Below are 7,250 nucleotides of genomic sequence, written 5' to 3'. Positions count from 1 at the left end.
GAGCACGGCGTGGCCGCGCACCTACGGCCCGCAGACGGCGAAAGTGGTGGGGCCGAACGGGGAGAGTATCTGGACGGACAAATACGGTCGGGTGAAGGTGAAGTTCCACTGGGACCGTCTGGCGAAGGGCGATGACACCAGCTCCTGCTGGGTGCGCGTGTCGAGCGCGTGGGCGGGCCAGGGCTACGGCGGGGTGCAAATCCCGCGCGTCGGCGATGAGGTGGTGGTGGACTTTATCAACGGCGACCCGGACCGCCCGATTATCACCGGGCGCGTGTACAACGACGCGAGCATGCCGCCGTGGGCACTGCCGGCTGCGGCGACGCAGATGGGCTTTTATAGCCGCAGCAAAGATGGCCATAAAGACAATGCCAATATTCTCCGTTTTGAAGATAAAGCCGGGCACGAGCAGATCTGGATCCATGCAGAAAAAAATATGGATACGGATATTGAAAATTCTGAAACTCATGATGTCGGTGTCGATCGTAGAAAAACCATCGGACAGGATGAGAATATTACGATTAAGCGGAACCTGAAATCAGATGTAGGTAATAATGAAACGCATAATATTGGTAACAAGCACGTTATAAACGTTGGGAAAGATCAAACCGTCTTGACTATGGATAAAGAAGGTAACGCGCTGCTGGAATCTGTGACCACGATTAAACTCAAAGTTAAAGACAACTATATTCTGATCGCCCCGGATACCATTGAGATTCACGTAGGCCAGGGCAACCTCAAAGCAGAGGCTGTGGAACAAGCCATCTTCAAAGGTGATGAGCTTACAAAACTAGGTGATGGGATCAATACCGAGCTCAAGGCAAATGATACGGTGAGTATAACGGGAACTAACCTTACCGATATTAAGGGCGCGATTGTAAAAGTTAACAGTTAATCTGCGTACAGAGAACGCTATTATGGGAAAACCAGCCGCCAGAGCGCGCATTGATTCCAGCGCACATACTGGCCCAATTCAAAGCGGAAGTCCCAACGTAATTATTGGCGGATTTCCGGCAGCACGAAAAGGCGACCCGCTTTCATGCTCCCAACATGGTCAGGGAAGTATTCTCAGTGGTTCAACAACGGTATTTGTGAACGGTTTGCCTCTCGCCAGGGAAGGTGACAAGACGGGTTGCAATACCTCAGCGACCCCTGCGGTCGCATCCACTCAACCCGCACCTCCGCAATACTGGGGCGGTACGGCGGCGAAGGATGCGGGTAAAGATGGTGCTATACATGGTGATGTTTACGACGCCCGTGTGCTTGGCGCCTATGCAAGCCTTGAAGATAAATCCGGCTTTGGAAAACCCGATACGGCTTCAGCCGGATTCGCACTTGCCGATATCACGGTCGGGAATACAAAAAGCCAGGATAAATATAAAGGCGAGGTACGTACTAAAGTAGGGGTGGCGACTGCCAGTGGCACGTTAGTGACCGATCGAGCTGATTACGGGGCGATTAATCTCAATGCAAACGCCACCGCGATACAATATGGCGCCTCGGGAAGCATTGGAAAAGAAGGGCAACAATACGGCGGCGTCGGTGGGGATGTATACCTGGCAACCGCTGAAGCGAAGGCCGTCAGTGAACTATATGACGGAAATAAAGGGCGTTATGGTTTTAATGTTGAACTTGGCGCAGAAGCCGCGGCGGTCAAAGGAGAGGCGACGGCTAAAGCCGATTTTTATGGCGTAGTCGTTGCCGATGGCAAACTTTCAGGGAGTGCAGGGAGCGCTGGCGCTTCTGCAGGCGTGGGAACCTGGATTGATAGCACTGATTATTCATTTAACCTTAAGGTGTCCGGTGAGCTTGCAGCGGCGCTCGGTCTGGGAGGGGATGCCAGTATCAAATTTGCTCTCAAACCGATCCTTGACTGGATTTATGACGATGATGAAAGTAAGCCGTCCCCAGCGGCGGGCAGTGGCGATGGTGTGATTAAGACTGGCTGTGTTACAGTCCTGATAGGAGATTAAAATGTGTAAATGGGGAACGTTGTGATGCATTGGTTTTTCTTTATTCTCTTTATGATTTGGACGCTAGCGCTTATCTGGAATGGAAAAGATTTATTTAACAAAAAGCAGTGGCTCCTTGCGGGGTTAATGTTCGTTCTGGTGTTAGTGGCTACGGTCGTCATTGGCTTTACGTTGAAATGGCTTGCTCAGTCAATGTCATTATTTTCCGTCGCAACGGCCAAGCATTATTCGATCATCTTATCCATGTCTTTCCTGTGTGTTTGGGGATTAAAGATCACAGTAGTGCTGCTCTGCACGTTATTTTCCGGGATTATGGGGGGGCACAAAAGATACAACGCGGAAAATTATGAAAAATTATCGTCTATGACACGTGCCGTGGCGCCTGGCTTACTTATCTTTGCTAAAAGCTTAATTACCCTCGGAAGCTTCCTTATGTTTTCGGGTTTATGGCTTAAGTAAGCGCGACGAGTGAGGTTGCATTATGGTTACTGAAAAACAATATTTTTTTCCTCTTGAGATAAAGGATCAGGAAAAAGAGATTCGGGAAAATTTCTGGAAATGTCTCTATACCTCTGCAGAAAAAGAGATGCTTCATTACTGGCTATTGTTACCCCAGAATGTTAAGCCAGCAGAGTTAAAGCCGATCACGTTTCAGGAGGTTGGGCTGACGAATATCGGACGATACATCGCCGATGACACCGGCCCCTATATTGAAGTCTGGGCTGCATATGAACACTGTCAGTGGGAGATGAATGCGTCAGACTGGCTTATCAATAAGCTCGATTTAATGGGTGAGAAAGTACTGAGCCAAAGGATAATTACTCATCCTTCAGGAAGCGGGAAGTTTGCGGATATCCTGTCCATTAAAACGATGCCATCGGGTGATGAGGTCGTTTCACGATATACGGTGCAGAAGGATTATAATCCTGTAAATGGTGGGGGAAATTACTTCCTTTTGAAAACGGCTTGTGCGTCGAAGGATTACAACACGATTGCCGATACTATTTTCCTGATTGCTATCAACTGGGATTTACTGCATCGCAGCAATTTGATGCTTTCAGAACTGTTGAAAACAGTCAGCCTTAGCAACAAAAATGACAGTGGATTTAAAATTCCGGATTCATGGCTGGTGAATACGCTGGATGATAATCGTCTGGTAATTGAACACACAATAGGTAACGTCAACCATGGAGTGATTAATTTCTGTCTTTTCCGTCAGGCTGATTATCCCGCTGCGCAGGCTATTTTCGATGAAGCAACTGCGCGCTTTAACCGCCACGATAGTGCGGTCTCTCTTACGACATCGGACATTGCCAGCATCCCAAATGATATCAATCCCACGTTTACAGGCGATCTTTATAGCTGTACGGGAGAGGTAGTCAGTGCTGCTGAGAATATCAGGGCTTATTACGATATGCGTATCTTTAAAATTAATGATTTGTGGTGTTACGTTGAGGTGGTTGGGCCTCATCGTAATCATCAGGATTATTATTACGAAGCCAATAAACGATGCATGGAAATCATTCTTTCTACGTTTCGCATAGAAAAACGATGAGCTGACAAAGTTAATTCATGGACATCTAAATAAAACCACAGAAATGTGGTTTTATTTTTGTTTCACAGAAACAATATCATAACCGCCTTCGTTCTGAGGATTAGTTAACTTCAGGCACTGAGATCAGATCATCGTGGAATAAAAAATCATGCTCAGCTGAACTATCGTTCAGCTCGCGGGAGTGGATATTCTGTTCTGAAAACTGACATCCCGCTATGTTAACGGCACGCCAGGGCAGTATTTGAGGTGACTCATGAGTAAAGAAAATCACACCGCGCTGGATTATATCAATGATGCTATTGACGCAATTAATCATCGATTAGAAGAAAATCCTACATTTTCTTTATATGTTATGGCAAAGAATCAGTTGGACTATATTAAGTCTATTCTAACGGGGTCTGAGAAAGATAAAAGTAAATTGCACAAATTAAATCTTGGAGTGCTTGCGTCAAAAGAGTTTGATACAACCGATGCAGAACTTGCTCAGCATTTGTCCAATGTTAATTATATAGCTTCGCAAATGGGAAAAGGATTGAAGTTTATTCTCCCTCATGAGCAAGACGTTGAGTATTTGAAAAGGCAAAGACGGTATCGCAAGTGGTAAACAATGTTTGATTAAAGGGGGCGGGATGATAGATCTTTACAGCGAAGATTCAGTAATTAATCATTATGCCGATCGTTATAATAACTACATGCCAGTTAATGTTCGTAAGGTAATAAGAAGCAGCATTGATGATTCAAATTCCTCTCATGTATGGGATGAAACATTACCTTTAATCACAAATGAAGATGTTTCACGCGATAAAGCACTTGGGGCGTTAGTGGGTTTGGCTGTTGGAGATGCAGTTGGCACTACTCTTGAATTTAAACGCAGAGATAGTGAACATGTAGTGGATATGATTGGTGGCGGGCCCTTTGAATTAAAACCCGGTGAATGGACAGATGATACGTCTATGGCATTATGTCTGGCAGAAACTTATCTTTCAGAAAAAAGAATGCATACCGATGTACTTAGAAAATATCTCCTGAAATGGTATCTCAATGGGGAGAACAGCAGTAATGGTCGTTGTTTTGATATCGGTAAAACGACGCGATTCGCGCTTGAACAGTATATGCTTGTCGGACCTTCCTGGTATGGTAATACAGAAAAGCACACGGCTGGTAATGCTGGGGTTATTCGTCAAGCTCCGGTGTCTATCTTCCGTCGAAAATCGCTGCGTGCGATTTACTTCGAATCCCAGGCTCAGAGTCGAGCAACTCATGGTGCAGTAGAGTCAATTAATGCATGCCAATTTCTCGGATTAGTATTGCACTATTTAATTAACGGTTATCAAAAAGACGAAGCTTTTTCGCCTCATGTTTTCCCATTATGCGCGCGTGTAATGATCATAAACGCGGGTGAGTATAAGCAGAAAACTCGCGATCAGATTCGTTCAAGTGGTTATGTTATCGATACGCTTGAGGCCGCGATGTGGTCCGTATGGAATACTGACAATTTCCGTGATGCGATTCTGCTGGCTGCCAATCTTGCCGATGATGCTGACAGCGTCGCGGCGACGGCGGGACAAATAGCGGGGGCGTTGTATGGTTATTCCGCTATCCCGCAGGACTGGAAAGATAAACTCGTACAACACGAACGTATTGCCACAATGGCGGGTAAACTATTCGATAGAGCGCCTGAGGATAATTTTTTATAGTTAGAATTACCAAGGGTAAGCGAGGGCATATGATGACTTGCGATCAGGTATGGAATTTTTAGTTAACTGAATCTACTGCAATGAATGAAATGACAATGTTTGGTTACGTTGATAGAGCATTAACTTTAGCACAGAAAAGATATGCAGACGTCAAGAATCGTGATCCCCAATCCCCGCTTTTGCAAATGTACGACTCTATTGTACAACAATTATTATTTCTACGGGATTTAATCGAAGGCAAGGAAAAGGATAGAGCGAAATTATGGGATATGACGTTCGGTATGTATGCAGGGAAGGAATTTGATCATTCTGATGAGTTGTTTTTTGAAAGGTTGTCAGATGCCTGGTTTATTGTGGATCAAATCCGCCGAGGGTTAAAGGTTAGGCTGCCGCATGAGGTCGATACCAACTATAATAAAAAGAAACAAAACCTCATGAAGAAATTCCCTGATGAATTTTAGTATTTCATATGAATAATATTTTTTATTATGGGTGAAAGGTGATTGACTTACATGCTGATTTAAATGCCTTGTTAAAATATGTTGATAGATATCGTAAATACTTACCCATTAGCAGACCTTCAGTCCAGCGAAGGATGCAGTATACGTATGATAATAAGCCATTAGAATCATCCTCAAATAGTGATGTACAAAAACAATGGGATTTAACACCACCATGTAATATCTCACTAGCGCAATCACGGGATCGTGCGGTAGGTACGCTTATTGGTCTTGCTGTTGGAGATGCTGTAGGTACGACGCTCGAATTTTTACCTCGTGACAAAGCACACGTCAAAGATATGACAGGTGGTGGGCCATTTCGACTTCGTGCCGGCGAATGGACGGATGATACATCCATGGCGTTATGTCTTGCGGAAACGCTCCTTGAGAAGGGTGATGCTGATACTATATGCTTCAGGAATAAGCTTCTGGAATGGTATCAGCATGGTTATAACAGTTCAAATGGCGTCTGTTTTGATATAGGCAATACAACTCGGTTTGCTTTAGAACAATATTTAATAGTTGGTCCTGGGTGGAACGGTAATACTTCGCCAGAAACTGCCGGTAATGCTTCCATGATCAGACAAGCACCTGTCTCTATTTTTTTTAGAAAATCATTAAGCAAAGCGTTTTATGAAGCTAAAAAACAATGTATCGCAACACACGGTGCCGCGGAAGCAATAAATAGCACGCAGTATTTAAGTTTTTTGCTTGTGCATATGATTAACGGTAGCAATAAAGATTTTGTTTTTACACCACACGTTATGCCGCTTCAGCCACGTGTAATGATCATTAACGCGGGTGAGTATAAGCAAAAAACTCGCGATCAGATTCGTTCAAGCGGTTACGTTATCGATACGCTTGAGGCCGCGATGTGGTCCGTATGGAAAACGGATAATTTCCGTGATGCCATTCTGCTGGCAGCCAACCTTGCCGATGATGCTGACAGCGTTGCGGCGACGGCGGGACAAATAGCGGGAGCATTATATGGTTATTCCGCTATTCCGCAGGAGTGGAAAAATAAACTCGTACAACATGAACGTATCGCCAAAATGGCTGGTGAATTGTTCGATAGAGCCCCTGAAGACACTTTCTTGTAACTGTTTATCTCGATGAAAATTCAGGAAAAGTTGTTTTTTTTGTGGCATGAGAAGTCAATCTTACAGCTACTCATTATCAAACCAGCAGCGTTTACGCTTTGCGTATTGAAATGAGTTAACTTCTGGCACTGAGATTAGTCCATAGTGGAATAAAGATTATGCTCAACCGAATTACCGTTCAGCTCCCGGTGGAGGGGCTTCTGTTCTGGAAACTGACGGGCCGCGAGGCGATGTCCGAGTCGTTCGCGCTGACGCTGACCGTGCTCGGCACGGACGCGCGCATCGACCGCAGCAAGCTGCTGGGCCAGCCGGTCACGGTGACCATCCCGACGCAGAGCCTGCTGACGTCCCGCTATATTAACGGCAAGATTACCCGCGTGGCGGTCAGCGCCGTTGAGCTGACGGGCACCCGCTATGCGGTGTAC

Annotated in this window: 9 protein-coding genes; all 9 read left to right on the top strand. The window is 45.4% G+C overall.

Features of this window, described 5'->3' with window-relative positions; translation table 11 throughout:
- The coding region (locus AC0TOY_RS00355; RefSeq protein WP_473701744.1) for a type VI secretion system Vgr family protein at positions 1-895 on the top strand (895 nt) is incomplete at its 5' end.
- Between the two features lie 22 nt (positions 896-917).
- On the top strand, positions 918-1,973 hold the full coding sequence (locus tag AC0TOY_RS00350; protein WP_024909805.1) for a PAAR domain-containing protein: 1,056 nt from the start codon (positions 918-920) through the stop codon (positions 1,971-1,973).
- A 24-nt stretch (positions 1,974-1,997) separates the two neighbouring features.
- Positions 1,998-2,432 carry a hypothetical protein gene (locus AC0TOY_RS00345; RefSeq protein ID WP_073961692.1) on the top strand — a complete coding sequence of 145 codons (435 nt, stop codon included), beginning with the start codon at positions 1,998-2,000 and terminating at the stop codon, positions 2,430-2,432.
- Positions 2,433-2,454: 22 nt separating this feature from the next.
- The gene (locus tag AC0TOY_RS00340) at positions 2,455-3,528 is read left to right on the top strand and encodes a hypothetical protein (protein ID WP_048992419.1); all 1,074 of its coding nucleotides are present in this window, start codon (positions 2,455-2,457) and stop codon (positions 3,526-3,528) included.
- A gap of 253 nt (positions 3,529-3,781) precedes the next feature.
- Positions 3,782-4,132 (top strand): immunity protein Tsi6 family protein, encoded by a 351-nt coding sequence (locus tag AC0TOY_RS00335; protein ID WP_024909802.1) that lies wholly within the window; start codon positions 3,782-3,784, stop codon positions 4,130-4,132.
- Positions 4,133-4,157: 25 nt separating this feature from the next.
- A complete protein-coding gene (gene tri1 / locus AC0TOY_RS00330; RefSeq protein WP_473721388.1) occupies positions 4,158-5,225 on the top strand; it encodes an ADP-ribosylarginine hydrolase Tri1 in 1,068 nt (355 codons plus the stop codon).
- Positions 5,226-5,305: 80 nt separating this feature from the next.
- Entirely contained in the window at positions 5,306-5,686 is a 381-nt protein-coding gene (locus tag AC0TOY_RS00325; protein ID WP_022651396.1) for an immunity protein Tsi6 family protein, read from the top strand.
- A gap of 38 nt (positions 5,687-5,724) precedes the next feature.
- Positions 5,725-6,825: an ADP-ribosylarginine hydrolase Tri1 gene (gene tri1 / locus AC0TOY_RS00320; RefSeq protein WP_024909799.1), complete on the top strand. Its 1,101-nt coding sequence runs from the start codon at positions 5,725-5,727 to the stop codon at positions 6,823-6,825.
- 158 nt (positions 6,826-6,983) lie between these two features.
- Positions 6,984-7,250, top strand: a 267-nt coding sequence (locus AC0TOY_RS00315; protein WP_473721387.1) for a contractile injection system protein, VgrG/Pvc8 family, incomplete at its 3' end; no start/stop codon positions are given.

The sequence above is a fragment of the Enterobacter sp. PL_is379 genome (assembly GCF_055817355.1).
Note: the sequence above shows the minus strand (reverse complement) of the source record. Positions and strands in the feature narration are given on the sequence as shown.